The 26,585-nt window shown below is 66.0% G+C and carries 32 protein-coding genes and 2 riboswitches; of the genes, 7 read left to right on the top strand and 25 right to left on the bottom strand.

Annotation, left to right across the window (positions count from 1 at the left end):
* Positions 1-2 precede the first annotated feature (2 nt).
* Positions 3-452, bottom strand: coding sequence for an Hsp20/alpha crystallin family protein (locus ACWHYQ_RS11345; RefSeq protein ID WP_447972239.1), 450 nt, complete (start codon positions 450-452; stop codon positions 3-5).
* 224 nt (positions 453-676) lie between these two features.
* Here ACWHYQ_RS11345 and ACWHYQ_RS11340 point away from each other — a divergent pair, with 224 nt between their 5' ends.
* Positions 677-1,096: a hypothetical protein gene (locus ACWHYQ_RS11340; protein WP_447972238.1), complete on the top strand. Its 420-nt coding sequence runs from the start codon at positions 677-679 to the stop codon at positions 1,094-1,096.
* Here ACWHYQ_RS11340 and ACWHYQ_RS11335 read toward each other — a convergent pair.
* Positions 1,072-2,205, bottom strand: coding sequence for a citrate synthase (locus tag ACWHYQ_RS11335; RefSeq protein ID WP_447972237.1), 1,134 nt, complete (start codon positions 2,203-2,205; stop codon positions 1,072-1,074). The genes ACWHYQ_RS11340 and ACWHYQ_RS11335 overlap by 25 nt on opposite strands.
* Positions 2,206-2,724: 519 nt before the next feature.
* On the opposite strand from ACWHYQ_RS11335, the gene ACWHYQ_RS11330 reads away from it, so the two are divergent.
* Positions 2,725-3,093 carry a hypothetical protein gene (locus ACWHYQ_RS11330; protein WP_447972236.1) on the top strand — a complete coding sequence of 123 codons (369 nt, stop codon included), beginning with the start codon at positions 2,725-2,727 and terminating at the stop codon, positions 3,091-3,093.
* Positions 3,094-3,096: 3 nt separating this feature from the next.
* Here the strand turns inward: ACWHYQ_RS11330 and ACWHYQ_RS11325 are convergent, their stop codons facing one another.
* Positions 3,097-3,465: a hypothetical protein gene (locus tag ACWHYQ_RS11325; RefSeq protein ID WP_447972235.1), complete on the bottom strand. Its 369-nt coding sequence runs from the start codon at positions 3,463-3,465 to the stop codon at positions 3,097-3,099.
* 190 nt (positions 3,466-3,655) lie between these two features.
* On the opposite strand from ACWHYQ_RS11325, the gene ACWHYQ_RS11320 reads away from it, so the two are divergent.
* A complete protein-coding gene (locus ACWHYQ_RS11320; RefSeq protein ID WP_447972234.1) occupies positions 3,656-4,003 on the top strand; it encodes an ArsC/Spx/MgsR family protein in 348 nt (115 codons plus the stop codon).
* Positions 4,004-4,031: 28 nt separating this feature from the next.
* Here ACWHYQ_RS11320 and rnd read toward each other — a convergent pair whose 3' ends face one another.
* Complete coding sequence (gene rnd / locus ACWHYQ_RS11315; protein ID WP_447972233.1) at positions 4,032-5,213, bottom strand: ribonuclease D; 1,182 nt, start codon at positions 5,211-5,213, stop codon at positions 4,032-4,034.
* A 33-nt stretch (positions 5,214-5,246) separates the two neighbouring features.
* On the bottom strand, positions 5,247-5,852 hold the full coding sequence (locus ACWHYQ_RS11310) for a DnaJ domain-containing protein (protein WP_447972232.1): 606 nt from the start codon (positions 5,850-5,852) through the stop codon (positions 5,247-5,249).
* Positions 5,853-6,091: 239 nt separating this feature from the next.
* Here ACWHYQ_RS11310 and ACWHYQ_RS11305 point away from each other — a divergent pair, with 239 nt between their 5' ends.
* Positions 6,092-6,586 carry a c-type cytochrome gene (locus ACWHYQ_RS11305; protein ID WP_447972231.1) on the top strand — a complete coding sequence of 165 codons (495 nt, stop codon included), beginning with the start codon at positions 6,092-6,094 and terminating at the stop codon, positions 6,584-6,586.
* A 97-nt stretch (positions 6,587-6,683) separates the two neighbouring features.
* Here ACWHYQ_RS11305 and ACWHYQ_RS11300 read toward each other — a convergent pair whose 3' ends face one another.
* Positions 6,684-8,120: a malic enzyme-like NAD(P)-binding protein gene (locus tag ACWHYQ_RS11300; protein ID WP_447972230.1), complete on the bottom strand. Its 1,437-nt coding sequence runs from the start codon at positions 8,118-8,120 to the stop codon at positions 6,684-6,686.
* A gap of 197 nt (positions 8,121-8,317) precedes the next feature.
* Here ACWHYQ_RS11300 and ACWHYQ_RS11295 point away from each other — a divergent pair, with 197 nt between their 5' ends.
* Both ACWHYQ_RS11295 and ACWHYQ_RS11290 read left to right on the top strand, forming a co-directional pair.
* Positions 8,318-8,530 carry a hypothetical protein gene (locus ACWHYQ_RS11295; RefSeq protein ID WP_447972229.1) on the top strand — a complete coding sequence of 71 codons (213 nt, stop codon included), beginning with the start codon at positions 8,318-8,320 and terminating at the stop codon, positions 8,528-8,530.
* Between the two features lie 174 nt (positions 8,531-8,704).
* Positions 8,705-12,427, top strand: a complete 3,723-nt coding sequence (locus ACWHYQ_RS11290; protein ID WP_447972228.1) for an aldo/keto reductase — start codon at positions 8,705-8,707, stop codon at positions 12,425-12,427.
* A 110-nt stretch (positions 12,428-12,537) separates the two neighbouring features.
* On the opposite strand, the gene ACWHYQ_RS11285 is transcribed toward ACWHYQ_RS11290, so the two are convergent.
* The 12 genes from ACWHYQ_RS11285 to ACWHYQ_RS11230 all read right to left on the bottom strand — a co-directional run bounded on the left by ACWHYQ_RS11285 (position 12,538) and on the right by ACWHYQ_RS11230 (position 20,039).
* Complete coding sequence (locus ACWHYQ_RS11285; protein WP_447972227.1) at positions 12,538-12,729, bottom strand: hypothetical protein; 192 nt, start codon at positions 12,727-12,729, stop codon at positions 12,538-12,540.
* Positions 12,730-12,761: 32 nt separating this feature from the next.
* Positions 12,762-13,556 carry a hypothetical protein gene (locus ACWHYQ_RS11280; RefSeq protein ID WP_447972226.1) on the bottom strand — a complete coding sequence of 265 codons (795 nt, stop codon included), beginning with the start codon at positions 13,554-13,556 and terminating at the stop codon, positions 12,762-12,764.
* A 152-nt stretch (positions 13,557-13,708) separates the two neighbouring features.
* A complete protein-coding gene (locus tag ACWHYQ_RS11275; RefSeq protein WP_447972225.1) occupies positions 13,709-14,128 on the bottom strand; it encodes a hypothetical protein in 420 nt (139 codons plus the stop codon).
* Between the two features lie 464 nt (positions 14,129-14,592).
* Positions 14,593-14,964, bottom strand: coding sequence for a hypothetical protein (locus ACWHYQ_RS11270; protein WP_447972224.1), 372 nt, complete (start codon positions 14,962-14,964; stop codon positions 14,593-14,595).
* A gap of 97 nt (positions 14,965-15,061) precedes the next feature.
* Complete coding sequence (locus ACWHYQ_RS11265) at positions 15,062-15,304, bottom strand: hypothetical protein (RefSeq protein WP_447972223.1); 243 nt, start codon at positions 15,302-15,304, stop codon at positions 15,062-15,064.
* A gap of 2 nt (positions 15,305-15,306) precedes the next feature.
* Positions 15,307-15,651, bottom strand: coding sequence for a hypothetical protein (locus ACWHYQ_RS11260; RefSeq protein WP_447972222.1), 345 nt, complete (start codon positions 15,649-15,651; stop codon positions 15,307-15,309).
* A 388-nt stretch (positions 15,652-16,039) separates the two neighbouring features.
* Positions 16,040-16,462 (bottom strand): universal stress protein, encoded by a 423-nt coding sequence (locus ACWHYQ_RS11255; protein ID WP_447972221.1) that lies wholly within the window; start codon positions 16,460-16,462, stop codon positions 16,040-16,042.
* The gene (locus ACWHYQ_RS11250; RefSeq protein ID WP_447972220.1) at positions 16,434-17,678 is read right to left on the bottom strand and encodes a cation:proton antiporter; all 1,245 of its coding nucleotides are present in this window, start codon (positions 17,676-17,678) and stop codon (positions 16,434-16,436) included. Before ACWHYQ_RS11250 ends, ACWHYQ_RS11255 begins: the two co-directional genes overlap by 29 nt.
* Positions 17,679-17,706: 28 nt before the next feature.
* Positions 17,707-17,985, bottom strand: coding sequence for a PepSY domain-containing protein (locus tag ACWHYQ_RS11245; RefSeq protein WP_447972219.1), 279 nt, complete (start codon positions 17,983-17,985; stop codon positions 17,707-17,709).
* 171 nt (positions 17,986-18,156) lie between these two features.
* A riboswitch (Fluoride riboswitch) is annotated at positions 18,157-18,235 on the bottom strand.
* A gap of 32 nt (positions 18,236-18,267) precedes the next feature.
* Entirely contained in the window at positions 18,268-18,705 is a 438-nt protein-coding gene (locus ACWHYQ_RS11240; RefSeq protein ID WP_447972218.1) for an integrase core domain-containing protein, read from the bottom strand.
* A 269-nt stretch (positions 18,706-18,974) separates the two neighbouring features.
* Complete coding sequence (locus ACWHYQ_RS11235) at positions 18,975-19,577, bottom strand: transposase (protein WP_447972217.1); 603 nt, start codon at positions 19,575-19,577, stop codon at positions 18,975-18,977.
* Positions 19,578-19,595: 18 nt separating this feature from the next.
* Positions 19,596-20,039 (bottom strand): IS110 family transposase, encoded by a 444-nt coding sequence (locus ACWHYQ_RS11230; RefSeq protein WP_447972216.1) that lies wholly within the window; start codon positions 20,037-20,039, stop codon positions 19,596-19,598.
* A 121-nt stretch (positions 20,040-20,160) separates the two neighbouring features.
* On the opposite strand from ACWHYQ_RS11230, the gene ACWHYQ_RS11225 reads away from it, so the two are divergent.
* Positions 20,161-20,604, top strand: coding sequence for a hypothetical protein (locus ACWHYQ_RS11225; protein ID WP_447972215.1), 444 nt, complete (start codon positions 20,161-20,163; stop codon positions 20,602-20,604).
* Between the two features lie 60 nt (positions 20,605-20,664).
* Here ACWHYQ_RS11225 and ACWHYQ_RS11220 read toward each other — a convergent pair whose 3' ends face one another.
* The 7 genes from ACWHYQ_RS11220 to ACWHYQ_RS11190 form a co-directional block, all read right to left on the bottom strand.
* Positions 20,665-21,480 carry a hypothetical protein gene (locus ACWHYQ_RS11220; protein ID WP_447972214.1) on the bottom strand — a complete coding sequence of 272 codons (816 nt, stop codon included), beginning with the start codon at positions 21,478-21,480 and terminating at the stop codon, positions 20,665-20,667.
* Positions 21,477-23,297 carry a dynamin family protein gene (locus ACWHYQ_RS11215; RefSeq protein WP_447972213.1) on the bottom strand — a complete coding sequence of 607 codons (1,821 nt, stop codon included), beginning with the start codon at positions 23,295-23,297 and terminating at the stop codon, positions 21,477-21,479. The genes ACWHYQ_RS11220 and ACWHYQ_RS11215 overlap by 4 nt, the downstream gene beginning before the upstream one ends.
* Before the next feature lie 22 nt (positions 23,298-23,319).
* Positions 23,320-23,394: riboswitch (Fluoride riboswitch) on the bottom strand.
* 552 nt (positions 23,395-23,946) lie between these two features.
* Positions 23,947-24,276 (bottom strand): hypothetical protein, encoded by a 330-nt coding sequence (locus ACWHYQ_RS11210; protein WP_447972212.1) that lies wholly within the window; start codon positions 24,274-24,276, stop codon positions 23,947-23,949.
* Positions 24,273-24,875 carry an RNA polymerase sigma factor gene (locus tag ACWHYQ_RS11205; protein WP_447972211.1) on the bottom strand — a complete coding sequence of 201 codons (603 nt, stop codon included), beginning with the start codon at positions 24,873-24,875 and terminating at the stop codon, positions 24,273-24,275. Before ACWHYQ_RS11205 ends, ACWHYQ_RS11210 begins: the two co-directional genes overlap by 4 nt.
* Positions 24,876-25,199: 324 nt before the next feature.
* Positions 25,200-25,595: a hypothetical protein gene (locus tag ACWHYQ_RS11200; RefSeq protein ID WP_447972210.1), complete on the bottom strand. Its 396-nt coding sequence runs from the start codon at positions 25,593-25,595 to the stop codon at positions 25,200-25,202.
* 68 nt (positions 25,596-25,663) lie between these two features.
* Positions 25,664-26,242, bottom strand: coding sequence for a c-type heme family protein (locus ACWHYQ_RS11195; RefSeq protein WP_447972209.1), 579 nt, complete (start codon positions 26,240-26,242; stop codon positions 25,664-25,666).
* Complete coding sequence (locus ACWHYQ_RS11190) at positions 26,230-26,583, bottom strand: YkvA family protein (protein WP_447972208.1); 354 nt, start codon at positions 26,581-26,583, stop codon at positions 26,230-26,232. Before ACWHYQ_RS11190 ends, ACWHYQ_RS11195 begins: the two co-directional genes overlap by 13 nt.
* Positions 26,584-26,585 lie beyond the last annotated feature (2 nt).

Raw genomic sequence — 26,585 nt, 5'->3', positions numbered from 1 at the left:
GGTCAGCCAACTTTGACCTCGATCGCCTTGGGCTTGGCCTTCTCCGACTTCGGCAGATGCAGCGTCAGCACGCCGTCCTTGAACTCGGCCGACACGTGCGCCTCATCTGCATGGTCGGGGACGAGGAAGCTGCGGATAAAGCTGCCGTAGGCGCGCTCGATCCGGTGGAACTTCTTGCCCTTCTCGTCCTTTTCCTGCTTCCGCTCCCCCTGGATCGTCAGTACCCCGTCCTGCACGGTGACCTTGACGTCTTCCTTCTTGACCTCCGGCAACTCGGCCTTGATCAGGAACTCTTTTTCGGTCTCAATGATGTCCACGCGCGGGGTCCAATCCGCGACGGTCAGGGCCTCCCTTCTTTCGGGACGCCGACCGGACGGACGGCTGACCATCCGGCTGAGCCGCTCGGAAATGTCTTCCAACTCGCGAAACGGATCCCACAATTCCAGATTCATAGCGACACCTCCCTGTTGCGTGGAATGACGATGTTGCAGTAATGACTAACGCATATCCGCCCCCTGTCAAGAGCGGTGCCGGGGCTAGGGCCGACACCGATCGTACGGTGGAAGGCTTGACCTCCGACGGCTTGCGGTTACCTCGCAGACGTGTGGCAACACCACGTGCTGGAGTCCTGGACGCGGCTAGGACAGCGTGGCATAGGCCGACACTCCAAGCGGGCATGCAGGACAAAGCCGAGGCGCCTCGTTTCAGCGAGCATGAGGATTTACTCTACCGGGCGCAGTACCAGGATTTCCTGGCGCGGCACCGGCAGGCATCCGGCTACGACTTCGGCCAGGCACCGGTTGGACCCGTGCCGCCCCCGACCGCGACCTTTCCGAAGCCCCTGCGGTGGTGGTCCCTAGATCGTCCCAAGCGACGGGCAGCGATCCTTCGGCTGCGGGACCGGCTGGTGGAGGAAATTCTGTCGTTAGGGGCGCAGCACCCGGAAGGAGCGGCGGCGTGCAGCAGGACCTTGCCCCCGCCCCGGGCCGAAGCGGTGCTCAGTCCGGTTGCGAAGATGCTAACGCGGGGTGCGCTGCCGCGACGCGTGGCCACAGCCGCGGCCTCGGCTGTTCAGCGCAGCTCGATCGGGACGTAGGGCCGGTTGTGCTCGCCCTCGTAGATCTGATCCGGCCGGTAGAGCTTATTCTCCCGCAGTTGCTCGAACCAATGCGCCAGCCAGCCGGCCACGCGCGCCATGGCGAAGATTGGCGTGAAGAAGTCTACCTCGATGCCCATCTTGTCGTAGACGATCCCGGAGTAGAAGTCCACGTTCGGGTAGACGCGCTTGGCGCTCAACAGTTCGTCGGCCACCCGCTCCACCTCCAGCGCCACCTCGTAGAGCGGCGAAGAGCCGCACTCCTTGAACAGCCGCTCGCAGAGGCCCTGCAGGATCGTGGCCCGTGGATCCTTGACCTTGTATACCCGGTGGCCCAGCCCCATGATTTTCTGCTTCTGCCGGAGCTTTCCCTCCAAGTAGGGCCGCACCCGCGCGGGCGAGCCGATCTCCCGGAGCATCTGGACGACCTCCTCGTTCGCGCCGCCGTGCAGCGGTCCTTTCAAGGCGCCGATGGATGACGCGACGACCGTGTACGGATCGGCCAGCGTCGAGGCCGTCACCAATCCCGTGAACGTGGAGGCGTTCATCGTGTGCTCGGCGTGCAGGATCAGGCAGACGTCGAGCGTCCGGCTCAGGATTGGGGCTGGCACCTTCTCCGTCAGCATGTAGAGAAAATTCTCGGCGAACCCCAGCTCGTCCCGCGGCGGGATGTGGTCGTCCCCGCGGCGGATCCGTGCATAGGCGGCCACGATCGTGGGCAGTTTGGCGAGCAGCCGCACCGCGGACCAATAGTTGTTCTCCGTATCCCTGACGTTCCGTCCCGGATAGAACATGCCGAGCGCGGCGACAGCGGCCTGCAGCGCGTCCATCGGATGCCCGTGCTCGGGAAGACACTTGAGGAGATCCACGATGCGGAACTTGATCCGCCGGTGGTGGGTCACATCCTGTTCGAAGCGTTCCAGCTCCGTCTTCGAAGGAAGGCGGGAGAACAGCAGGAGGTAGGCCGTCTCCAGGAACGAGGAGTGCTCGCAGAGGTCTTCGATTCGGATGCCGCGGTATTCCAGGATCCCCCGCTCCCCGTCCACGTCGCTCACGGCGGACTTGGCCGCGGGCACCCCTGCCAGCCCAGGCATGAAATCGTGCGGCATCGTCTCACCTCAGAGCAACAGGTACGCGAGGTCTGTGATCGGGGACAGGCATGCCGAAGCGATTCTAGGTGCCCCCCGGTCGGCAGTCAAGCCGGGCGAAGGGCGGCTTGATAATGGAGGACGCCTCCGGCATACTACGTTGAGACGCGCAATGCGATCGCGATTCGTCATCCTCATGCTCGCTCTCGGGACCCTCGCGCTCCTGGCAGGCCTTGCGATGCTCTGGCGCGGCCTTCCGGACGCGCCGTCGCGCGCCCCCGTCGGGCCGGAGGCCGACGCGCCTTCCCGCAAAATGATCGGGACCAGCGCGTTAAGCCACGGTGGCCCGGCTCCGGCGACCACCTCTGCGGACGCGGCACCGCGGCCCGCCCCCTTGAAACCAGGGCCTGTGATCGAGCCGGCACCAGGTCCTCCTAAGACGGCAGGACCGAGTGGGAACCTCTCGGCGCCGACGGACGGCCGGCGACTGGAGAGCAAGGAGGAGGGCTCAGGACGGTGATGCACACAGGAACACGACTGATGGGAGCGACGCTCGCTCTTCTGCTGAGCGTGAGCGCGGCTCGAGCGCAGGAGGACCCCCTGGTCCTGTTTGCGGTCATCACCAAGGTCCCCAAGGATCGCAAGCAGGTGACGGCCCAGGTGGCGGCGACCACCGGGCCCGTGACGGAGGCGACCCTCATCGCGAGCGATTCCATCCTGGACAATCTGATCTGGAAGAAGCTGGAGGTCTGTCACGCACTCCGGGTGGAGGCGTGGAAGAATCCTGAAGGCTATCGCGTGGTAGGCGTCAAGGTGCTGGACGCGGGCATGCTGCCGATGACCCTCCAGGGCCTCGCTGGCGATTGTCTCTTGAAGAAGGCGCTCGAGTTCGCGCCGATGGTGGACTAGACTCTACCCTCGGCACTCCGGACAGGCCGTCGGCTCCTGCTCGGCGTGCGCTTCCTCCGCCGTCAGGGGAAAGAGCTGGTCGCACTTCGCGCAGGTGCGAATCTCGAAATAGGCCACGCCTTTCTCGTCTATCTCGGTGGGCAGGAGCAGCTCGGAGGGGTCGTAGCCGACGACGGCGCCGTCCGGGAACTTTACGAGAGCCAACCGCACGTTGAACAGCTCGAAGACGCCTTCCTGCCCCTTCCGCTCGGGAATATGACCGAGCACGAACACCGGCTGGCCCTTGCGTTTCGTCCGAAGGTCCTTGAGGGTCCGCTGTTGGGCTGTGGCGCAGGCAAAGGTCCCGCTTGAACTGGTTCCCGCTGTCGGCATGATGCGGATCTGGCTAGCGGCTAGAGGCTATCGGCCAGGGGCAAGGGGATCGGAGGCTCGAGCAGGGCGTTGTCGCCCCTTGCCGCGCGCCTCTCGCCTGAGATAGGGTGCTTGTACCATGCGCCTGAAAGCCCCGTCAAGGCGAGCCGGGGCGGGCCGGACAGTCCCCCCACAGTGATGGAGATGGGTTATGGCGAAGATCACGATCTATCAGAAGCCGACCTGCAGCACGTGTCGCCAGGTGGTCAAGCTGGTGGAGGCCAGCGGCCAGCCCTACACCACGGTCAATTATTACAAGCAGCCCTTTACCAAGGCCCAGCTCACGGACCTCCTCAAGAGAGCCGGCCTGCGCGCTGTGGATGTCCTACGCACGAAGGAGGACGTGTACAAGAGGCATGTCGCGGGCAAGCAACTCAGCGAGGACGCGCTCTTCGACCTCATGCTGAAGCATCCCGACCTGATTCAGCGTCCGCTCGTCGAGAAGGGCAATCGGGTGATCCTGGCGCGGCCGGCGGAGACGGTCAAGACGCTGCTTTAGCCGCGCGACGGCGTTTCCCCGAGTCGGGTTACGGCGCGGGCGACAGCTTCAACGCGCCCGTTTTCGGATCCACGCAGACCGAGGCCTGCCCGGCGAGGACCTTCAGGAGCGTCTCCCCCGCCAGTTGGCGCCGCCAGCCCTGGAGAATCGGCAGGTCCGGCTGCACGCGGCTCTGCTGCGCCTCCACCAATGCATGCAGGTCGCTCGAGGTGGCCAGGAGGCTCGGCGCGATGTGCGCCTCCTTCGCCCGGGTCTTGAGCACGGCCTGCAGGAGATCCACGAGCCCGGTGGCCTCCGATGGCAGCTTCGGGGGCGGCGGCTGGGGCCAGTCGGCCTTCGGCAGCGACAGCGCGGCCTGGATCAGCTTCACCAGAGTCTCCCCGTTCCGCTCGATCTCGGAGGCGTGGAGGCCGCGCTGGTGCCGCAAGGCCTCCGGCGACGTCGGGGCATGCCGAGCCAGTTCCAGCAGCACCTCGTCGCGGATGACCCGTCCCCGGGGCACGTTCCGCTGCCTCGCCTGCTCATCGCGCCACAAGGCCAGCTCCCGCAGGACGACCAGCGCGGCGGGCCGGAGGCTTTCCCAGCCCCTGATCCGTTGGTACCCAAGCCGCGGATCCCGGGCGCCCTCGCCGAGCTTGGCCTCGAGCCGGGCGAACTCCTCCCGAATCCACCCAATCCGGCCGAGGGCGCGGAGGCGCATGACCAGGTGGTCGTGCATCGGGAGCAGATACTGCACGTCCTCCGCCGCGTAGGCGAGTTGCTCCCGAGTGAGCGGACGCCGGTTCCAGTTGGTCAGGGTGTGCCCCTTGGCCAGCTTCGTGCCGAGGATCCGATGAACGAGGGGAGCGTATCCGATCTGGGTCCCGTATCCGACCATGGCGGCGGCGAGCTGCGTGTCGAAGATCGAGACCGGGGCGCGGCCAGTGTGGAGCGCGAGCAACTCGAGATCCTGCCGGCCGGCATGGACGACCTTCTCGATCCGGGGGTCGGCGAGGGCTTCGCCGAGGGGCTCGAGCGAGCCGACCGCCGGCACGTCCACGATGACGCAGGTCCCGTTGCACGCGATCTGGACGAGCTCCAGCTTGGGGACGAACGTGTCCTCGCCGACGAACTCGGTGTCGAGCGCGAATCGTGCGCAACCGCGCAGGCGCTCGCACAGCGCGTGGAAGGCACTGGCGTCGGTGAGGTACTGGGGGACCGGCGGGCTCATGGGGCGATGCTCAGGCTTTGGGGGAGGGCCACGTCAGGGGTTCCTCGGCGGCTCGGTCTGGGATAGGTTCAGGTAGGCCTTGAGGTACTGGTAGGCCTCGATGATCCGCCGCAGCTCGGGCTCCGAGCTGCGGTCGCCTCTGCGGGCGTCGGGATGGAGCTTCTTCGCCCGCTGCCGGAACGCGGCTGTAATCTGGGTCATGGAGCTGCCGAACTCCACGCCGAGCGCCCGGAAGGCCTCGGCCGCGCTGCTGATCTCCCCGCGGGCGCCGGTCGCCCCCCCGTCGCCGGCGGCGGTCCTGAAGAAGTCCGCGAAGTTGATCCGTCGGCGGCGCCGCCGCGGGCGCTGCCGCACCTCGCTGTCCAGCTCTTCGAACCGATCCTCCGTGAATTCCAGGCGCGCTTCGAGGCGATTTGCGCCAGCCATGTCGCAGATCGTCGCCAGCTCCTCCTCGATCAAGGTCAAGGTCCGGTCTATCTCCGCAAGCCCCTCCTCGACCTTGAAGTACGTATCCACCCGGTCCTGCATCATCGTGTCCATGGCGAAGTCCAGGCTGTCCTCCGTTTTGCACCTCAGCTCCTCGATCCGGCGGCGCATGCCCGCCTGGTACTTCGCCAGCCTCACCGGGTCGAACGGCATGGTCTCCCTCGACGGACAGGACCGCGGCCGCAGCCGCGACCCGGGCGGTATTCTAGCACAACGCATCCGGGCCCTCAGCAAGAAAGGCGCTGAGCCCGGCGACCGCCACGTTGCCGCCACCGGACCGCCTGTGCTAGACTCCGCGCCGTTTTGCGTGCAGACAGGGATGGCTGGAGGTACGGCCCCGCTCGCCACCATCGAGAGGCAAGCAGTCCAGGCCAGCAAGGAATGGAGGTGTCATGCGGTTGATTGTTTTGATAGCGTTGACGGCGATAGCTCTGCTGGTGGGTGTGGGTCCGATCCAGGCTGAAAATCCCTCGGGCTACGGCCAGCCCGGCGGCGAGTTTGACATCACCGTTCCGCGCGTCCCCGCGCCGGAGTTGGCGGCGGCGAAGGCGCTCAAGCCGCCCTTCCCGCCGACGCCGGAGATCCTGGCCGAGGGGAAGGCGATCTTCCTCGGGCGGGGCACCTGCTTCCAGTGTCACGGACCGGAGGGCAAGGGGGACGGGGGCGCCGCCAAGGTCCTGCCCATCCAGCCGCGCAACTTCACCAACCCGAAGTTCAAGAAGCTGCGGACCCCCGGCGAGCTGATGTGGGTTTTGAAGAACGGCAGCCTCGGGCAGTCCGGCAAGGTCCCCGGCACCGGCATGCTGCCCATCGTGGGCCAGTTCCTGAGCGAGGAGGATGGCTGGAAGGTGCTCCTCTATGAGATGAGCCTGGGCGGCGGGCAGTAAAACGGTGACGGGTGACGCGGGGCACCCGTTGCAGTCCCAGAGTGACCGGGTCCCAGCGACGGACCTGCAATGAAGGCCGAACAGTCATCCCCACCAGTCACCTATCACTCGTGACCAGTCCCGGCTTTCGGGCAACGCCGCTCTCGCAGGCGGCCCGGGCCACGGCCTGGGCAACCTGCGAGACCACTTGGCGGTCGAAGACGCTCGGAACGACGTAATCCTCGCTCAACGTGCTTTCGGGGATGATTTCCGCGATCGCCCGGGCCGCGGCCAGCTTCATGGCGTCAGTGATGTCGCGGGCCTGGACGTCCAGGGCCCCGCGGAAAATGCCGGGGAAAGCCAGCGCGTTGTTGATCTGGTTCGGGTAATCCGAGCGCCCGGTCGCAAAGACCCGGCAGCGCGGGGCCCCCAGCGCCGGCGCGATCTCGGGGTCGGGGTTCGCCATCGCAAAGACGATGCGATCCGGATGCATCAGGTCGAGGTCTTCCGGCTGCAGCACGTTCCCGACCGACAGCCCGATGAAGACGTCCGCGCCGCGCAGCGCGTCCCGGAGAGTGCCCGCCGGGTGTTCCTCCCGGATGCAGGCCGCCAGGTTTCCGCGGCAGGCCTGGGCTCGGTCCGGCTCGACCGATAGCACGATCCCCCTGCGACTGCAGCCGACCAGGTGGGACACGCCGGCCGCCAGCAGGATCTCGCAGCAGGTGCGGCCGGCGGCGCCCAGCCCGTTCACGACGACCCGGATATCCTCGAAGCGCTTGCGGACCAGCTTGAGCGCGTTGGTCAGCGCTGCGAGGATCACGACGGCCGTGCCGTGCTGGTCATCATGCATGACCGGGATGTCCAATTCCTCCCGGAGCCGGCGCTCGATCTCGAAGCAGCGCGGCGCGCTGATGTCCTCCAGGTTGATCCCGCCGAAGCCGGGCGCGATCGCCCGCACCGTGTGCACGATCTCGTCCGGCTCCTGGGTCGCCAGGCAGAGCGGCCAGGCGTCAATCCCGGCGAACTCCTTAAACAGCATCGCCTTGCCTTCCATCACCGGAAGCGCGGCCTCCGGACCCAGGTTCCCCAAGCCTAGCACCGCCGACCCGTCTGTCACCACCGCGACGCTGTTGCTCTTGGTCGTAAACGCGTACACCTTCGCCCGGTCCTGCGCGATGGCCTGAGCCACGCGGCCCACACCGGGTGTGTACACCATCGAGAGCGTGTTCCGGGTCGAAATTGGGAATTTGCCCTCGACCCGGATCTTGCCGCCCAGGTGCAGGAGGAAGATCCGGTCGGAGGCCGCGATCACGCGGACATCCGGCACCTCGCCCAGGCGCTTGAGCACGCGCTCGCCGTGGGCCTCGTTCAAGACGTCGAACGTGACGTCCCGCACGATCGCGGTCGGCGTGGCCGAGACGATGTCTACGGCCCCCAGGTTCGCCCCCTCCTCGGCCAGGGCGGTCGCGACCCGCGCGAACATGCCCGGCCGGTTGGCCAGCTCCAGCCGCACCGTCATCCGATAGTTGGAATAGGGCCCCTCGTCTGGCAACATCACACCCTCATTGCCATCCCATCACCACAGATTACCATAGATCCTATCCGCCGGCCTGCCCGGCGAGCCGACTCCGCAGCGTGCCGGACCGGTCTCTCCGCTGCCCCAAAATGAAGGTGATTGACAAGGAGAAAGCCTTAGCGGTAGGGTTTAGCGCTGTAGCAACTGCCCACTAGTAACTGCAAAGGAGGTGAGACATGATGAAGCGGATCCTGGTGGCGCTCGTCGCGGCGCTGTTCCTCATTGGCTTCAGCGCTCCAACCGTAACCTTCGCTGAAGAGAAAGCCGGCGAAAAGGCCGAGATGAAGGGCGACGCGAAGGCAGGCGAGGCAAAGGGTGAGGCCAAGGGCGGCGAAAAGAAGGAGGAGAAGAAGGGAAAGAAGAAGGGCAAGAAGGAGGACAAGAAGTAAGCCTGCTGTCCCCCGCGCCGTCGTCTCCCCTGTTCGAGTGTGCACGGGCCCGCGGATCGGCGTGAGCCGGCCGCGGGCCCGTCCCTGTATGGCCCGATTGCAGAATCCCCGATCCGCACGGTATGCTAGGGTTTCTCGCGCCCGGCGCGCAGCCGTCCCAGACCCGAAGCACGCATGAGCGAAACCAGCGAGAAGTCAAGAAGGCCCAACCGCCTGATCCACGAGACCAGCCCCTACCTGCTCCAGCACGCATACAACCCCGTGGACTGGTATCCCTGGGGCGAGGAGGCGCTCCGGCGCGCCCGGGAGGAGAACAAGCCCATCCTGCTTTCCATTGGCTACTCCGCCTGCCACTGGTGCCACGTGATGGAGCGCGAGTCGTTCGAGGACGAGCGCATCGCCGCCCTCATGAACGAGCACTTCGTCTGCATCAAGGTAGACCGCGAGGAACGGCCCGATCTCGACGAGATTTACATGCAAGCGACCCTGGCGCTGAACCAAGGACAGGGCGGCTGGCCGATGACCGTCTTTCTTACGCCGGACCAGCAGCCCATCTACGCCGGCACCTACTTCCCACCCACGGACCGCTGGGGCCGGCCGGGATTCGCGACCCTGCTGCAGAAGGTCGCCGAGTTCTGGCGCAAGGATCCTGCAGCCCTGCGGGAGCAGGCAACACATCTCACCGAAGTTTTGAAGAAAGAAGCACAAGCCATTGATTCTACGGCAGTTGGTGAAGCTGAGATCGAGGCCGCTGTGGCCCAGTTGGCCGCCGACTTCGATCCCCGGTACGGGGGCTTCGGCGGCGCCCCCAAGTTTCCGCCCGCGACAGCTCTCACTCTCTTGCTCCGGTGGCACCGCCGGACCGGAGACGCCCGGGCCCTCCAGATGGTTCGGAAGACGCTCGACGCGATGGCCGCCGGCGGGATCTATGACCAGATCGGCGGCGGCTTCGCGCGTTATGCCACCGACGAACGGTGGCTTGTCCCCCACTTCGAGAAGATGCTCTACGACAATGCGCTCCTTGCGCGTGTCTATCTGGAAGCCTACCAGGCGACGGGGGCGGTCGAGTACCGGCGGATCGCGACCGAGACGCTCGACTACGTGCTCCTCGAGATGACGGCGCCCGAGGGTGGCTTTTACTCAGCGACCGACGCCGACTCCGAAGGCGAGGAGGGCAAGTTCTTCGTCTGGACGCCGGAGGAGATCCGCCTGATCGTCCAGACCGAGGAGGACGCACGCTGCTTCTGCGTCTATTACGACATCACGGCCGCCGGCAACTGGGAAGGGAAGAATATTCCAAATCGCCTCCGCCCGGCCGACGAGGTCGCCCGCGAGCTGGGCCTCTCGATGGAAGACCTGCAGGCCACGATTGCACGCCTGCGTCCGCTCGTCTACGAGGCCCGACGCACACGCGTGCCGCCCGGGCTCGACGACAAGATCCTCACCGCCTGGAACGGGATGATGCTCGGCACGATGGCCGAGGGCGCGCGGGTCCTCGACGAGGCGCGCTACCTCACCGCCGCGACCCGGGCGGCCGACTTCCTGCTACGCACGCTCTCCCGTCCGGACGGCGGCCTCTACCGGACCTACCGCCAGGGGAAGGCGCACCTCAAGGCCTACCTGGAAGACTATGCCTCCCTCGCCGAAGGCTTGATTGACCTCTATGAAGCCGGTGCGGACGAGCGGTTCCTGCACGAAGCGGTGCGGCTCGCCGAGCGGATCCTTGCGGACTTCTCCGACGAGGAGCACGGCGGATTCTACACGACCGCCGCAGACCATGAAGCGCTGATCGTCCGGCGCCGGGAGGGTTCCGACGGCGCGACGCCGAGCGCGAACGCCGTCGCCGCTTCCGTCCTCGCCCGTCTGGCCTTCCATTTCGGACGGGAGGATTTCCGAGAAGCGGCGGCGCGAGCGATCCGCGCCCACGGACGGACGATTGCTTGCCATCCGCGCGCCTTCGCCAAAAGCCTGCTCGTCGTGGACATGCTCCTCCACGGCCCTGTCGAGCTCGCGCTCGTGGGAACGCCCGGCGAAGCGGGCTACGAGGCGCTCCGGGCAGAGCTCCGCCGGCACTACCTCCCCGATCGGATCCTTGCCCACGCCGATCCGTCCCAGAATAAGCCTTCGCGCCATCCCCTGCTGGCGGGCAAGGGGCTCGTCGAGGGCCAGGCTGCCCTCTACGTCTGCCGGCACTTCGCCTGCCAGGCGCCGGTCACCGAGCCGGGCCAGGTCGCGGCCGCCCTGGCCGCCGCGGCCGGTCCCGCCCCGGAGACCGCACGCGCGAAGGTCCTCTCCGGCTCCCGCCTCCCCGGATCCGCCACGCCAGGCGGGACCGGCGCCTACGCGGCGCGGATGGTGAATTGGCTCGCCACCACAGGGCAATCTGAACAGGCTGAACACGGCTACACTGCGCTCGGCTCGACCGGGCTCACGACGAGCCGGTTGGGCTTCGGCGGCTACCGGATCGCCGTGGACGACCCGGAGCATCGCGAGGCGCTTCGGAAGGCTCTGCGCGAAGGCTGCAACCTCATTGATACCTCGACCAATTACGGGGATGGCGAGAGCGAGCGGCTGGTCGGGAGCGTCCTGGCCGAGCTGATCAAGAAGGGCGAGCTCCGGCGCGAGGAGGTCATCGTGGTCTCCAAGATCGGCTACGTCCAGGGGCAGAACCTTGCCAGGGCCGCGGCGCGCGAGCAAGCCGGAAAGCCCTACCCCGACATGGTCAAATACGGCGAGGGGATCTGGCACTGCATCCATCCCGAGTTTCTCGCCGACCAGTTCGAGGCTTCGCTCGACCGGCTGGGGCTGGAGACGTTGGACGTCTGCCTGCTGCATAACCCGGAATATTTTCTCTCGGAGGCCGCGCACCGCGGACGCCGCGACCTCGACCAGCTCCGCGACGAGTTTTACGGGCGGCTGCGCGCCGCCTTCGCCTACTTCGAGACGCAGGTCGCGGCCGGCCGGCTCCGCTGGTACGGGGTTTCCTCCAACACTTGCACGGCTGAGCCGGACGACCCGGAGGCCACGTCGCTCTCACGGATGCTCGCGGCGGCGCGCGACGCCGCGGCCGGCGCGAGCCAAGCCGCCTGCCATTTCGGCGTGCTGCAATGTCCCATGAATCTCTTCGAGGCCGGGGCGCTGCTGACGCCCAATACCGGGCAGGACAACAGGCAGACCGTCCTGGACTTGGCTACGAGGGAGCGGCTCGCCGTGCTCGTCAACCGCCCGCTCAACGCGATGCCGACCACAGGGCGCAGCGGCCTGATCCGGCTGGCCGACCGGCCACTCGCGGAGCGTCCCGACACCACGGAGCCGCAGGCCGCCTCGTTCGAGCACCTCCGGGATCGGGTGGCCAAGCTGGAGGAGGAGTTCCGCCGGGACATCGCGCCGCACATCCGGGCTGGCGGCCAAGGCGTGGCGCCCGCCGACTACTTCCGCTGGGCGGAGGAATTGGCGCGAGTCCAGCCCCAGGTGCAGAACCTGGAGCATTGGGAGCAGATCGAGGCCCAGATGGTCGCGCCCCACCTCAACCAGGTACTCCGGGCCCTGACCCACTATCTGAGCGGCGACCTCGGGGATCGCTGGCAGGGTTGGCGGGATCGGTATATTCCCGAGCTACTCGCGCTGCTCCGGGCGATGCGCCGGGACGCGGCGGGCAAGAGCCGGGAGGCGGCGGCCGCCCTCGCTGCGACGCTCGATCCATTCCTGCCGGCGGACAAGCGCAAGGAGTCGCTGTCGCGCAAGGCACTCTGGGTGCTCGCCAGCACCCCAGGGGTCACCTGCGTCCTCATCGGCATGCGGAAACCAGCCTACGTGGAGGACGCGCTCGCCATCCTGCGCTGGCCGCCCTTCCCGAACCCGGCGGCGGTCTATGAAGCCGCCGCCCGGTCCCGTTAGGCCGGCATCCGAAAGCAGGCGGCAGCCAACCGCGTCTTTTCTTCGAGGCTGACAAGCGGCGCGCTCACCGTGGACCAGGGCAACCCAGTGCGGCACTTGCGGGCCCGATCTTATCGGGCGAGCACACGCCCGCTGCGGCTCCAATAGAAATAGACGGAGAAGTTCGGGTAGATCGCCGCGATGTCGTTCTGCCCGGCGAGCGTGAAGAGCACGCCGGCCGCCCCAACGATCTGGTCCGTGAACTTGTATTCAATCGTCGGCTGGATCCCGACCAACCCAAAGGTCCCCGGCTTGGTGTTCACCTGGTGCCCGTCGAGCCGAAAGGGCAACCCGTTCAGCCGAGCACCTCGATCGCATAGGCGAATCCCTTCGCATCGTCTAGGAAATATTCGAAGGCCAGCCGGTACTGGAAGATGTCGCCAAAGTACTGGGTGACGCCTTGATTCGAGCTGGACGGGCCGTAGGAGTAGAAGAGTCCGCCGGAGATCCGAAACGGACGGAGATTCTTTCGGAACAGTAGGGACTCGGTGAAGACCGGCGCGCCGAAGTGTGTCGCGGGCAGGCGGCCCAGCGGCGCGAAGCCGCCTGGCACGGAGGGGGTGCCGGCCCAATCGCTCGTCGGGATGCTCACGTAGAAGGCGTTCGTCAGCGTCGGCCACCAGCTCTCATCCTGCTGCACGTTGAACCGGTACTTCAGAAACGCGGTCGTGTCTCCCAACCCGTGGCCGCTCTGGGCCGCCGAGCCGGACCCGGAGGATTGCCACCATGAGACTTCCGAGATGTACATCTCGAATTCGACCGAGTTCGTGATGCCATAGGAGAACTCAATCTGGGGATTGACGGCCGAGATCTGCTGCGGGAGCGACCGCGACGCACTGGACCAGGCGTTCCCGAACTGCCCGTATCCGATTTCGCTGTAGACATAGGGGCGAAAAAAATACTGCCCCTTCGGCTGGAGATCCGCCGAGCTGACCAGTTGGGGGCCGGCCGAAAACGGGTTCCAGATCTTGCGGTACCGCACGATCTCCTCTTCAGTCGCCGCACAGGCCGCAGGCGAGCCCAGCTCGAGGGCAAAGCCCAAGAACACGATCAGCGAAATGGCAAAGGTCGGGAAATAAGACGGAGACATAAGACACGTCCTTTCATATGACACATGAGACAGAGAAAGCCCGCTCGCCATATCCTGGGGAATTGAGGAGAAAGTCACCCCGAGGATTCACGGAACGGTGCGCTGAAGGAGCGAGCCTGCCTGTGAGAAGAGACAGCCGGACGGGCAGGGAATCAAACGAGGTAGACCGAGAGGATCTGGTGAAGGCGGAGAGACGGGACAGTCTGTATCCTCTGACGATTCTCCCTGGCGACTGTGCTGACAGAAATGAGCGATGCGGATGCGACAACGTCCGCCGTTCTAGAAAGAATGGGCCGGTCTTCAAGGGGCGATGCGTCGGACCTGAGCCCGGAGGCAAGCTGCAACAACGCCTCCATGTCAAGGTCTTGGGCACAGGGCTGACTCTTCACGAGGAGCTGCAGCTCCTCGGCCAATTCGAGGCCGCCATAGAGCAGCCAGGCCGCCAGCAGACCCCAGGCAATCAAGAAGAAGACAGGGAGGCGACGATTCAGAGCGGATATCAGAAGGGCTCCGGTGATCTTCTCATGTTGCCTTTCTCGCGCCGAGCTTGTTAGGGCCAGTGGTACAAGCATGTTCTGTGCCTTTTATACTATGGGCAACATGAAGAAAAACACGGTGTTGGGCTGACTGGACATGGGCAGAACGATCGCTTTCGCACAGGGGCCCGTGCGGCTCACATCGGCCACTCGCGAGTGTCCTGGGGTTCGCCTCGAACAGTCCGCGTGGGTAGCTCCGGCCCCCGGCGAGTTTCTCAATTCCCGCAATGGCGACTTCTCCTCGTCCGAGGTTCGCCGGGAGCAGAGCGCAGGGGCCCGCCTGGCCAAGTCAATCGCCGCCCGGAGCGCCTTGCGGGCTCCCTGTGCCCCATCGTTCGCGACCAGAATTCGCCGGAACATGGTCAGCCTCACCACTGCACACCAAAGAAGCCAAACCCGAACAACAACAGGCACACCACCAGCACAAAGCCGAGAATGAGCGTGGGCAATTCTGCTCGCATAAGATCCCTCCTGCGGGCGGCACTCGAGTGGGCGCCACGCTAGCCCGCCAGCTCAACCCCCTTATCGTACTGTTGCTTGAGCAGCCTGAGCATGGCGTCCACGCTGTCCCGCATTTCTTGGTCAAACCACTTGGAGCCCTCCGGCTTGTTCTCGACCTTGAAGATCTCGCGCAGAATGTTGTCTCGGGTCTGGATGAGGTCCAACACAATGGGCGGTGGGTTCGGCTTCTCTTTGAGCTTCTCGATGAGGGCGTCGGCTTTCTTCAGGATCTGATCCACCTGCGCCCGGTAGGCCTTGGGGTCTTTGGGAAGGCCTTCGATCGTCAAGGTGTCGGCGGCCAGCGCGACGCCGAGGCTGCCGACGAACAGCCCCGCCCCGAACACCGCGCTGCAGAGACGTTTCCTTCTCATAGAAATCCCTCCTCGTTGAGGATCCGCGGGTACTGTGGTTTGTCATTCCCGCCCCCCATTGTGCCATTCTCGCTCTCTATTCTGTCATGCTCACGGATTATCGGTCAGCGGACGATTGCGCCGTGTCTCTAGCCAGCACTTCGCCGATCAATAGATCGAGATCCTGGCTCATCAGGTTGACATCCGCCTCCAACAGGTCGAGCATCGCGGCGCGCACCCGCAGCAGCCGCACCATGGCCCACTCCACGCCGCGCGCGGCCGCCGCCTCAAGGATCGGCAGGCTCGCCGGTAGCTCGCGCGCACCGATCGTGTCTGCGATCGCTCGCACGAGCCAGCGCAAACTCAATACACTTGATTGTGCGGAACCTGTTCGCGGTATTCGCGTGCGCGGATTTCCGCCTCTGCTGCCCGGGCTCGCAGTTCCCGCGCCAAGTCTCGCTTGTGCCGGACTTCTTCGGCATACCGATCGCCCCGTTGCGCGTACCACTCGGCCTCACGCTTGAAACGCCCGGCCATGTCGCTTAGCTCAGCGGCCTGCCGGCGGTACTGGAACGCCTTCTCGCTCGGGCTCTGTGAGCGGACCGAATCCGGCGCGGCCGCGCGGGGCTCAACCCCGGCGGCGCAACCCATCACCATCACGGGGAGCAGGGCCAATCCGATCAAGGCGCGGACAGGATCCCGTGTCATGGCTGAGACCTCCTCTGTTCGCGAGCCAGAACGCTTTCCTTCGACGGGAAGCGCGCTCTGCCTCGCCAGACACAGTTCTGGCAAACAGGCAACCGTCATACCACCGCATCGTGGTTGCACGAGCAGTCGTTTGGCCCAAACCGGCCCACTTCCGCCCAGCCATGATGCTTCCGCACAACCAGAACAGCGCGAAAAACTGCGCCGCACGGCGGGGCGGCCTCGCTTGGGCAGCGGCGAGCCCGCCTCTATCGGGTCACAGCATCCAGCCCACGAGCCAGGCCAGAAACGACAGCACGATCCCGGCCACGGCGGTAAACACCGGCGCCAGAACCATGGCGATGTCCGAAGCCTGTCCGCTTCTCATGGGAAGCCTCCTTTCCCAGCAGGGTTATTTGACGACCAGTACGGAACAGGGAGCCAATCTGGTCAGGTTCTGTGACGTGCCGCCCCAGATCCGCTCGAAGATGCGGGAATGGCCCATGAACCCGATCACTAGCAGGTCCATGTGATGGGTCTTCGCAAACTCCACGATCGTGGCCACCTCATGGCCGGGCAACACATGGGCCGTCAGCCGCACGTCCGCCGCGGCCGCAGCCGCCTCGGCCTCGGCGACGACCTTTCGGAAAAAGTTGGCCGCTTCCTGCTTCGCCTCCACCACCTCGCCGACGGTCGCGGCGTAGTGGGGAAGGTGCTCTTCGATCGAGATGGAATGCAAGTCGGCCTCATAGCGCCTGGCCAACTCAATCGCCGCCTGGAGGGCTTTCCTGGATCCCTCCGACCCGTCAATGGCAACCAGAATCCGACGAAACATGGGGGGAGACTCCTTGATGGGGGCGGACCGGCGGCTGGCCATCCCCTCCGGCAGCCTGGCGATGGTCCGTCGCCCGGCAGGCCAGCGTTTCCTCCTGCGGGATCCCGCCCGGGTCGAACCACCGCTCGGCGATGACGGTCGGCACGATCGCGCTTAGGATCACCACGGTCACCAGCACGGCATACTGCTCCTGCGTAATGAGCGCGTGACTGAGCCCGTACAACGCCGAGATCGTGCCGAAGGTCAAGCCGGTGGACATAAGCAGCGTTGTGTACATCGCCTCCCGGCGGCCGAACCGGAACCCCTGCGCGAGCGGCCAGACTCCGAGAAACTTCGTCCCCATCTTGACCGCCAGCAGGCCGCCGATCACGACCGCGCTCGCGAGCACCGCTCGCAGGCTTACGAGCACCCCGGCTTTCAGAAAGTAAAAGGGCGTCAGCACGGAGAAGGCGATCACGCGCATCCGTTGCGCCAACGTCCGATTGGCTAGAAACAGCGGCGCCAGGGCCATGCCGACCAGATAGGCAGGAAGCACCGCCTCGCTCCTCGCCGCCGTCGCGAGCGCCCCGAGCGCAAACAGGACCACGAGGATGAACTTAGTCTCCGGCTCGCTGATCCGGGGGCCTACCGCCTCGAAGAGCCAGGCGGTCACAGCCGGGAGCTTCCAGATGACGAGTGCCGTGACGCCCGCAAACGCCAGTAACCACCGGTCGTACTGCGCGAAGAGCAGGCCGAGCGCCAGCACCGTGCCAAAGTCGGTGATGAAACAAGCCGCCAGGATGATCTTCCCGAGTTCGGTCGCGTTGTAGCCTCGCTCGACCATGACGGCGTAAACGACTGCCACAGACGTGGTGGAGAGGGCGATCCCGGCAATTTCCGCGGCGGCGAGCGACCAGCCAGCGACCCAGTAGGCGTAAGCCATCGCGCCCAGGAAGGGCGCGAGGAAGGACGCGAGTCCGATGCTCACCGTCTCCTTCCACTTGCCCTGCAGCACCTCGAGATCTATCTCAGCGCCGGCCAGAAAGGTCAGGAGCACGCTCCCGACTCCGGCCAGGAAGTCAATCCAGGCCGTGGGGTGGAGGCTGAGGAGGTTGCCCCCTGCGATCCCCACGCAAATTTCCACCAGCGCCACCGACAGCCCGACGCGAACCGACACCAACGCGGCGACCAGGGCCATCCCGACCCAGATCGCCGCGACTTGCCATGTGAGTTCCACCCGTGCCCCCTCCTGTTGGCCGCGCCGGTTAGTCGCGTTTGATCTTGATCATCTTGCCGGTCTTGGCGTCCACGTGAAGTTCCCGCTCGTGCCCGTCCGCGGTGATCAGCTCAACCTCGTAGACGAGTCGGCCATCCTCCGTCTCCAGCTCAATTTCGTCGATCGTCGCCCGAGGAAACTCGGCCAGCACGATCCGGGTCACCTCCTGCGCATCCAGCAGTGGGGCGCTCTGCTCGTCGGCGAGCGCCCCGCCGGCCAGCCTCAGACTCAAGAATAGCGCGCCGATCACAGTCACGCGCGTTCTCATTGTGGCACCCTCCGTGGCCAGTGCCCGTTCGCGCTCCGCGCGCGGGCTGCTCCTCCGGATCGCAGCAACCCGCACTCGCGATCCGGATGCGGGCAAGAATCTGTTCCGTCTGTTAGAGGAGGTGGCTGGTGAGCGAACTTCTCACGGCATAAAAAAACTCCTACCAGACACCCTCTGGTAGGAGTCATCAGCCCCGCGCGAAGCAAGCGTCGGCAGGACGGTTGCGGTGGACTCCATCACCGGTAGCGAATATATTCAGTCTACCGCCGGGTGGTCTGGCTGTCAAGACCCACTCCTGCGGTGTCTTCGTAGGGCCCATCTGGGGCTGTGTAATGCTCCCCGTTTGTCAAGACACTTTTTATGGTGCTGAGAGTGAGTCATCTTACGCAGCGCTTGTGCCGCTCCCTGCTCACTGAGCGCCGCTTCGAACTCGAGCGGGCTCTTGTCCCCCAGGCTCGAGTGGACGTCGCGCTCGTTGTACTCCACCGTGATCCAGTGGCGGATCGCCTCGCGCGCCTGCTCCAGGCTCGTGCACGCCCGCAGCCAGGGCAGCTCCTCCTTGATCGTGCGTATCAGGCGCTCCGTCTCGGCATTCCCCTTGGGATTGTCATAGCTGGTGACGACCGGCTCGATTCCCAACACGCTCATGGCGGCCATGAAGCCGGTCGCCGTCGGTTGGCTCCGGTTGTCGGAGACCCGCGTCAAGCTGGCCCCCCGCATCAGCCGAGCCCACCCGCTTCGTCTTGACCGGGAGGCTCTCCTGATCCCGCAGCCAGGCCCAGACCCGACCACTCACTCTCGAACGTGTCCACTCGCTCAGTGGAGCATCTCTGAAAGCGCCGTGTCAAGCAGAGCGGACAAAGGAGGGCTGCCTCATCTCCGGGTTCGTCCGAGTCATCTCTTCGCTGTCAGGACAGCATGAGGTTGTTCCAGAAGCGTGTCGCAATCAGTCTAGCGAGCGTCGATGCGCTCAGCTCCCACTCTCGCGCTTACGCCCCCGTTGACGAAACCACGGACGTGGCACCCAGCCCCACCGGGTCCCGGTAGGGCGTCCGCTTGGTCAGGACCCAATAGGTCGCTTCGGCAAGATGCCGAGCGACGGCTCCGATGGCTTTAGCATGTCCTTTGTGACGAACCAGCCGCTCGTAGAGCCGACTGACATGCCGGTGCGCGTGCGCCTTCCGCACCCGACAGGTGGCATTCGCCGCTTCTACGAAGGCCCAGCGCAGGTAGCGATTCACATCCGGCCGCAGTGGCCCATAGCGCATTTTCCCTCCACTGGCGTAGACCCGAGGGGTCGTGCCGGCATAGGCCGCCAGGTGCTGAGGGCCAGGACAGCGGTGGCTGGCCCCGACCTCCGACGCGATCACCACGGCCAGGAGAAAGCCGACGCCAGGCATGGGTTGGAGCCAGGGGATCGAGGGCTCTGGGGTGAAGCCCTCGCGGAGCCGCTGCTCAAGCCGCTGAATCTGGTCCTCGAGCGCATCGAGCGCGCCCAGCAGCCGTTCGGTCGTGTAGGCCGTCTGGGGCGGCAACGCCGCGAGGCGGGTGGCCAGCCCGGCCCGCCCTTGCCGACCAAAGAGATCACTCACCGACGAAATCGTCAGGGCCTACGTGGCCACCGTCGCATGGATCCGGTTCTTCAACCGACTGCGCTGTTGCACGAGCACCATCCGTGTGCGGGCGAGGTCCCGTTGGTCCCGCAGCATCCCCCCAGGAATCCAGACCACGGGCAAGGTGCCACTCCGTTGGAGCCAATTGAGTCCCCGCACGTCCAGTCGGTCTGTTTTATTGATGGAGCCCATCATGACCTTGGCCTTCCTGGCGTGCACCAGCCGTGGCACCATCCCTGCCGCCTCGATCTCATCGACGAGCCAGTACCAGTTGCCCACTGTCTCCACGGCCATCGGAGAGCCAGGGGCACACGAGGTCAAGAACTGGTGAATCGCACCGCGTTCATGAGCGATGCGCGTTTCCCGCTGGCAGCGCCCCTCGCGATCCTCCACCAAGGCCTGCGTGTCATGTTTGTGTGAGTCAAACGCAATGTATTCCATGACGCCGCGCCTCCTCTCTCCAAGAGCGGATCTCCGCCGTTGGTCTCAGCCGAATGTCTTAGCACATTCCGACGCGGCGCTTTCATAATATCAGTATAGGTGGCTGCCGCAGGAATTGCGCTTGGCCGGGATCACCACGGTGGAGGCGGCCAATCGGTTTCTGCACGAAACCTGGCTGCCGTTCCACAACCGGGCCTGGACTGTTCCCGCAGCCGGCGCCAGCATGGCCTTTGTGCCGTATACGGGCGGACCGCTCGATCGCATCTGTGCGCTCCAGTATGAGCGTGTCGTCGGCCATGACAACTGCGTGGAATTCGAGAAGCGGCGGTTGCAGATCCCGAAGGCGGCCTGGCGCGATAGCTTCGCCAGGTGTCGCGTCATGGTCTATGAACATTTGGATGGAACCTTCAGCGTGGGGTATGGCCCCCACACGCTCGGATGCTACGAGGCCAGCGGGCGTCCGCTGGAGCAGCCGCCTCGCCGCGAGAGGGGCAGGCTGCGTGACACCAGCCCCGGCACCGGACCGATCCCGGGAATGCTCGGCGAGAAGTCCGTCGAGCCATGAAACAAAACCGGACATCTTGACAAGCTACAGACAGAGTAATGGCTGGTCTGTCCTCGTTCGTTAGTCGTTGTATTGCGGAATCGGCACGCGCTTGAGCGGCGACGGGGGCGGGGACGGCTGACGGGCGAACTCCGGCGAGAACGGATTCAGGACGGGCTCATGGGTCGCCCGCTGCCGCGCCCGCACGAACTCCAGGCTCTGGACGCTGATTTCCAACCGGTCGATCGGCTGGCGCGTCGTGAACCGCTCGGGGATGCCGTCCAGCGAAAACAATTGGAAGGCCAGGGTCCAGTCGTTCCGCCGATCTTTCTCAGGGCTACGCACGAGAAACCGCGCGAGCGGGTTCGGCGGACCCTTGAAGAGCAGCACCATGAGGTTCGAGCGAAACGCGGGCGCCGCGGCATCGCGCGGCGGCTGAAATTCCGGCACTAGGGCAGGGACTTCTTCCAGCGGGACCGGTTCGGCAAACTCGATGTCCACCAGGCGGACGTAGAGGGTCGGCTGGTCCAACTGCTCGGCCGGATCCCGAACGTAGCCGAACGAATAGCGCACGGTCTGCCCGCCACGCTCGTAGCGGTAGACATCCTCGCCGCTCTCCGGCCGCGAGAGCAGCTTAAAGTACCGTTCCCAATCGTCCAGGGGATAGTAACGGAACATGCGCAAGGCAGACTTAGCCTCCCGGACCGCATAGGGCGGACCCAGCTTCGCGTGCAGCTCCTGCCTGGTGAGACCCAGGTAGCCGTCTTCGAAGTACGCCCCTGCAAGCACCGGCGCGGGGATCAAGAGGAACTGGAAGAGGACGGTTGTAAGCGTCCCGGCGAATGTCCCGGCGACCGTTCTATTGAACGGGGCGCAATGCTTGGCTGGGGCGATCATAGGGGTCCTCCGCCGGGCTCCGGCTGCTCCGTCGGCGACAGCTCGGCCGCCAGCGCCACGAGGCGCTGGCGGGCCTCTTCTAGCCGGTGTTCCTCCGTCGCCCAAGCGGCTTCGCGGCGCGCCTGTCGGTCCAGCGCGCTCCGGATGGAGCTCCGGACGAGGCCGATCACGGCTTCGATCTGCGCGTCCAGCCTGGTCTGAACCGTCCGGACCGTCTGATCCAGGCTCTGCTGGATGGCCCAGCGCAGCTCTCCGATGTTCCGCTTGACGAGATACTCGATCTCTCGCCGCAACCGCCGCTCGAACCGGCTCGCGCGCAGCGGGCGCGGCAGGAGCCGGCTCAGCCAGGACAGGGCCTCCTCCGTGAAAGACGTCACCCACCGGTGACGGATCACGCGCGGCTCGCTGACCTGCTCCAGCCGGTCGAGCGCGATCGGGTCGAGGCCCGGCACCTCAAAAAGGTCGGCCGCGGTCTGTCTGATGCGGCCAATCAACGCCTCCACCGCTCCGCATTGCCTGTCCCGAATGGAACGAAACGTCGCCGAGACCTCGGCGAGCCAGTCACGGGCGGCGCGCTCGAAGACAGCGTCCACCTCCTCCGCGAGCGCCGCGCGCACGGCTCGTTCCTCCCCGACCGACCCTCCCGTCCCAACAGCGGCCTCGCGAGCCTTCCGGGCACGCGCGTTCAGCGTTTCGGTTGCCTCAGCGAAAAGGGCGGCCGCCCGCCGTTCCAGCTCATCGAGCAACCGCCGCCGATCACCCTCCAGGCGATCCCGGACGTACAGACGCTCCTCCTCGATCATCTTCAGGTGGGCCTCGAAGCGCTCCGCGCGTCGCGCCAGTTCCTGCGCAGGAATTTCCACTGCCCTCCGCCGGAGATCGAGCGCGAAGAGCGCCTCGCGGACCAGCCTGGCGCCTTTCCGCCGGATGGCCTCCTGGAGCGCCGCCCGCTTGTCCGTCGAGGCGAACCCGGTGAGATGGTCCTCCAGCGCCGCCAGTCCGCTCTTGGCCCAGAAGGCCGCGTCCCCCGTCGTCTTCGCCTCAAGCGCCTGGCGGGCCGAGACAAGGAAGACTCGCTCGTCTGGTGCGCACCCGACCTCCCGGTGGAGGACCTGCCGCAGAAACGCGAGGCTTTCGTCGCGCTCGGCCGGCGTCAGCAGGTCCGCCTTGGTCAAGACGAAGCGCAGCCGCGCCGCATGGTCCCGGACCGCCCGGAGGAACTGGACCTCCACCTCGGTGATCGGCGGGTCCGGCGACAGGACGACGAGCGCCCCGTCGCAGGAGGGGAGCACTGCCCGAGTTGTCCTGGTGTTGTGGAGCGCGGTAGAGCCGATGCCGGGCGTATCCAGGATCTCGAGGCCTCTGGCCAGGATCGCCGCCGGATGCTCGACCGCGACCTCGCGGATCCCCAGCCGGTTGCCCGGGTTCTCCTGCTCCGTGACGTACCGCCTGAGCACCTTGGCGAGCGTCTCGGTAGGGCCGGTCTGGCGCTCGGTCCGCCCGTCGAGCCAGACTACCTGGACCCGCCGCTCCGTCCCGTAACGCAGCACGGTCGGAACACCCGTCACCGGGAGCAGTCCCGCGGGCAGCAACGCTTCGCCCAGCAGGGCATTGAGTAGGCTGCTCTTGCCGCGTTTGAACTGGCCCAGGACTGCCAGCCGGAACCGGCCCTCGTCGAGCCGGCACTCCAGTTCGTCGAGGGAAGACACGAACCCGGCAAAGTCCGAGCCCAACGCGTCGAGCGCCCGACGCACTTCACTCAGGCGAGCGACGAGCCATCCCTGCGGTGGGGTGGGATCCCGCTGCAACTGCTGCATAAAAAAAACTCCTACCGCTGGTCGGCCGGTAGGAGTTATCAGTCGGACGCGCCTTGCCCGTCCGGCGGTTCAGGTGAACCCCATCACCTTGCCACTTTCGTCCAAGACATACACTCGGTCGGCTGGCGCTGTCAACGTGCGCCGGACCGACTTCTCGGGAGGGCCCGGAAGCAGCCTGGGCCGGCTCCCCGCCCGCCGTTATCTTCTCAGTCCGGTGGCGTCCTCTGCTCCTGCTGCCTGGCACGCAAATAGGCCTCGGCCTTTTGCCAGCGGCGTTGGAGTTTCTGTGCAAGGCCTGTAGCTTTTCCTGCTGCCCGGACGTCAGGACATCCGCCATCGCTGCCCGGCTCGCTACTAGGATCGCCTCGACTTGAGGCCGTTGCTGGGCCCGGAGGGTGAGCAGCTCGACCTGAGGTGCGCGTCACGATCGGCTCGATGGCCGCCTGCTGCTCGCTCGTCAACCCAAGCTCCCGCGTCAGCCGTTTCATAATCCACTGCTGCTTGGCTTGCGGTCCCCCTTCCCACCGTTGTTCCATCTGGAGGTCGGCATAGAGCCACGTGCCGACCACGCCGACGCCCACCCCTGACAGAAAGAGGGCCACCAGGCTGCCCCAGAGCTTCCAGCCATTCATCTGCCTCACCCCTTCGTCTATGGACCGGCCAGGAACGCCGTCAGGTCCTCCCCAGAATCCTCGACGATGAGCGCCGGCCAGCCGGGGTCGGCTGGGCCCGGCGACAGGAGCGCGTAGGCCCCCACCAGCAGCGCGGCGACAACCATCGCGGCCGCGACAGGCCACACCTGCCGCACCAGAGTCGGAGTCCTCGGGCGACACGGAGCCTCCGGCGAGCCGAGGCGGCGGATCGCGCGACTCACGACGGTGAACCACTCCGGGCCGGGCACCGGATCCGGTTTCGCCCGGTGTGCAGCCGCCGGCGCGCGAAAGAGCTTGTCGGCGCCGGTCTTCCGCACCCAACTCATCGCCGCCCTCGCCCGTCGGCCAACGGAGCCAAGATCCGGCGGAGGGACGCCCGGGCGCGGTGAGCCCGCACCTTGACGTTCACGACGCTCCACCCCAACAGGTCGGCCACTTCGCGGACCGACAAGTTCTCCCAGTACACCAACGTAAGCACCAAGCAGTTGGCCGGCGACAGGTGCACCAGGGCCCACTCGACGACCTCGCGGGCCTCCTGGCGCTCCGCGGCCTGTCGAAACGACTCGTCGGCTTCGGCGCCCACCACCCGGTCCACCCACCTCTGGTGCTCCTCCTTCAACGCGCTCATGGGCACCTCCCGCGCCGCAGAGGCCTCCCGCCAGAAGGCATAACAGCGCCGCACAGCGACTTTCGCCAGCCAGTGGGCGAACGGGGCGCGGCCCGAGAACGTCGCCAACGACGTAAACGCTTGCACGAACACCTCGTGGGCCACCTCTTCGATCCGGCTTTCCGGCACGTGCCGGCCGACGATCCTGAACACCGGGCCGTGATGCCGTTCGACCAACGCGTCGAACGCATCCGCCTCCCCCGCCAGCACCAGCCGCACCAACTCCTCGTCGCTCCGCTCCTGGTCCTGAGACGCCATGCCCCGAGGCCTTCGGAGGCTACCTATGGAGATCAATCCACCCCGGGTGGGCCGGTCCGTCCGCAGAGGCGGCTCTGGAGAACCCGATCAGCAGCAACGCGACAGCGAGGGAGGGACATCGTCTCATTGTGGAGCCCCTTCGTCAGTAGGTGAACGCCCGCTTGTCTCTCCGTCTTGGAGGCTGGCCTACCTCCTAGCCGGATAGTGCCATCCCCCAGCTCGAAGGTTACACCCTCGGACCGCAATCGTCTGGCACCTCTGCACACCAGCTCCTGCGCTTTGGCCGAGTCAGGCTTGAGACAAGGTGGGAGGACAGAAAGAGACTCAGAATCCGCCGGGGTGGGGCAGTATCGGCGCCAGCGGCGCCATTGGCACAATCGGGGTGACGGCCTGCGCCGGATTCTGGCGATTCAGGATCTCGCGGGCGCCCCTCGTGGGCGGGAGGCTAGGTTGAATCACGGGTTCCCTGGGCGGCTGGTACAGGCCGGAGCCGGGCTCGAAGCGCAAGCCGGGCATGCCTTCCGGTCTGGGCTGGACGCCCAGCCCCGGCAGGCCAGACGGACCGCCCGGCTCCCCGCCGAGGCTCCAGCTCGGCCGCTCGCACCCCGTGTATGTCTGCTGGATCGCCGTGCAGCCGCCGACCTGTCCCTGCGACGCGGAGGCTCCCAGCAGCATGACCCCCCCGGCGATGGCCAGCACCGATGCCTTGATTCCTCTCATGGTCCCTCCACGCCTGTCCAAGTATGGGCCACCCGACGGGCGCGCGCAAGGAGAACGACTCGCCCGCTTCATGACCGTTTCAGTCTGACCACCACCGCGCCCATCAGGTCTCCCTTCTTAAAGTCCCGCCTGGTCGCGTTGGGGTGATGATTGTGGCAGTCGGCGCAGGCCTGCGTGACCGCAAAATCCGCGATGAGCCCCTTGACCTGCGGACCATCCACAAACGTGATCATTTCATGCCGGGGGTCGGCCTGGAGGCGTTTCAACGCGTCCACCTCCGCTTGTGTCTTGGGAAAGTTCGACGTGTAGAGCGGCGTAAGCGAGATGATACCGACCTCCACGTCCTTCATGCCGATCCGCTCGCCCGCCAGCTTGACGAACTGGAACGGGAGCATCACCGCACGGTCATCCTTGTCCCACTCCTCTTTCGGATGGACGCCGGCCCGTTGGACCTGCTCGACGACGCCCTCCATGTAGAGGGTGCGAAAGGCCTCGACCGTCGCCAGCAGGTAGCGCACGACCTGCTCCGGCGGCACGTCCGCCGCCTGCGGGGTGAGCGGCAGCGCCAGGCTCAGCCACAGGATTCCCGCGATGATACCCCTTGCGCCCCTCCCGTTCTTCCCGCCTCTTCCGATCAGTCTGCGCATGGAGCCTCCCTTCGGTCATGAGGGTGCGCTCTCGCCTCCCCTGAGGCTTGGTCCCGCCGAGCGCGGGCTCGGCATTCCTCCAGCACGTCCGCAGGAATCCAGCGGGACGCCAGCAGGACCAAGCTGCCCACGATGACGGCGTCGTCCAGGTGCCCCAGCACGGGGATGAAATCCGGAATCACGTCAACGGGCGAGAGCGCATAGGCGACTGCCAGCCCCAGCAGCCACCGAGCCCCCCGCGGGACGCGTTCGTCCTGCAGCACCAGTCGCGCGACCAGCAGTTCCGCTCGGACCCGCTCGCCGATCTCTCTGAGGCGCGCCAGCATCGTCCCCTGGTGCATTA

This window comes from Nitrospira sp. Kam-Ns4a (assembly GCF_965152595.1).
Note: the sequence above shows the minus strand (reverse complement) of the source record. Positions and strands in the feature narration are given on the sequence as shown.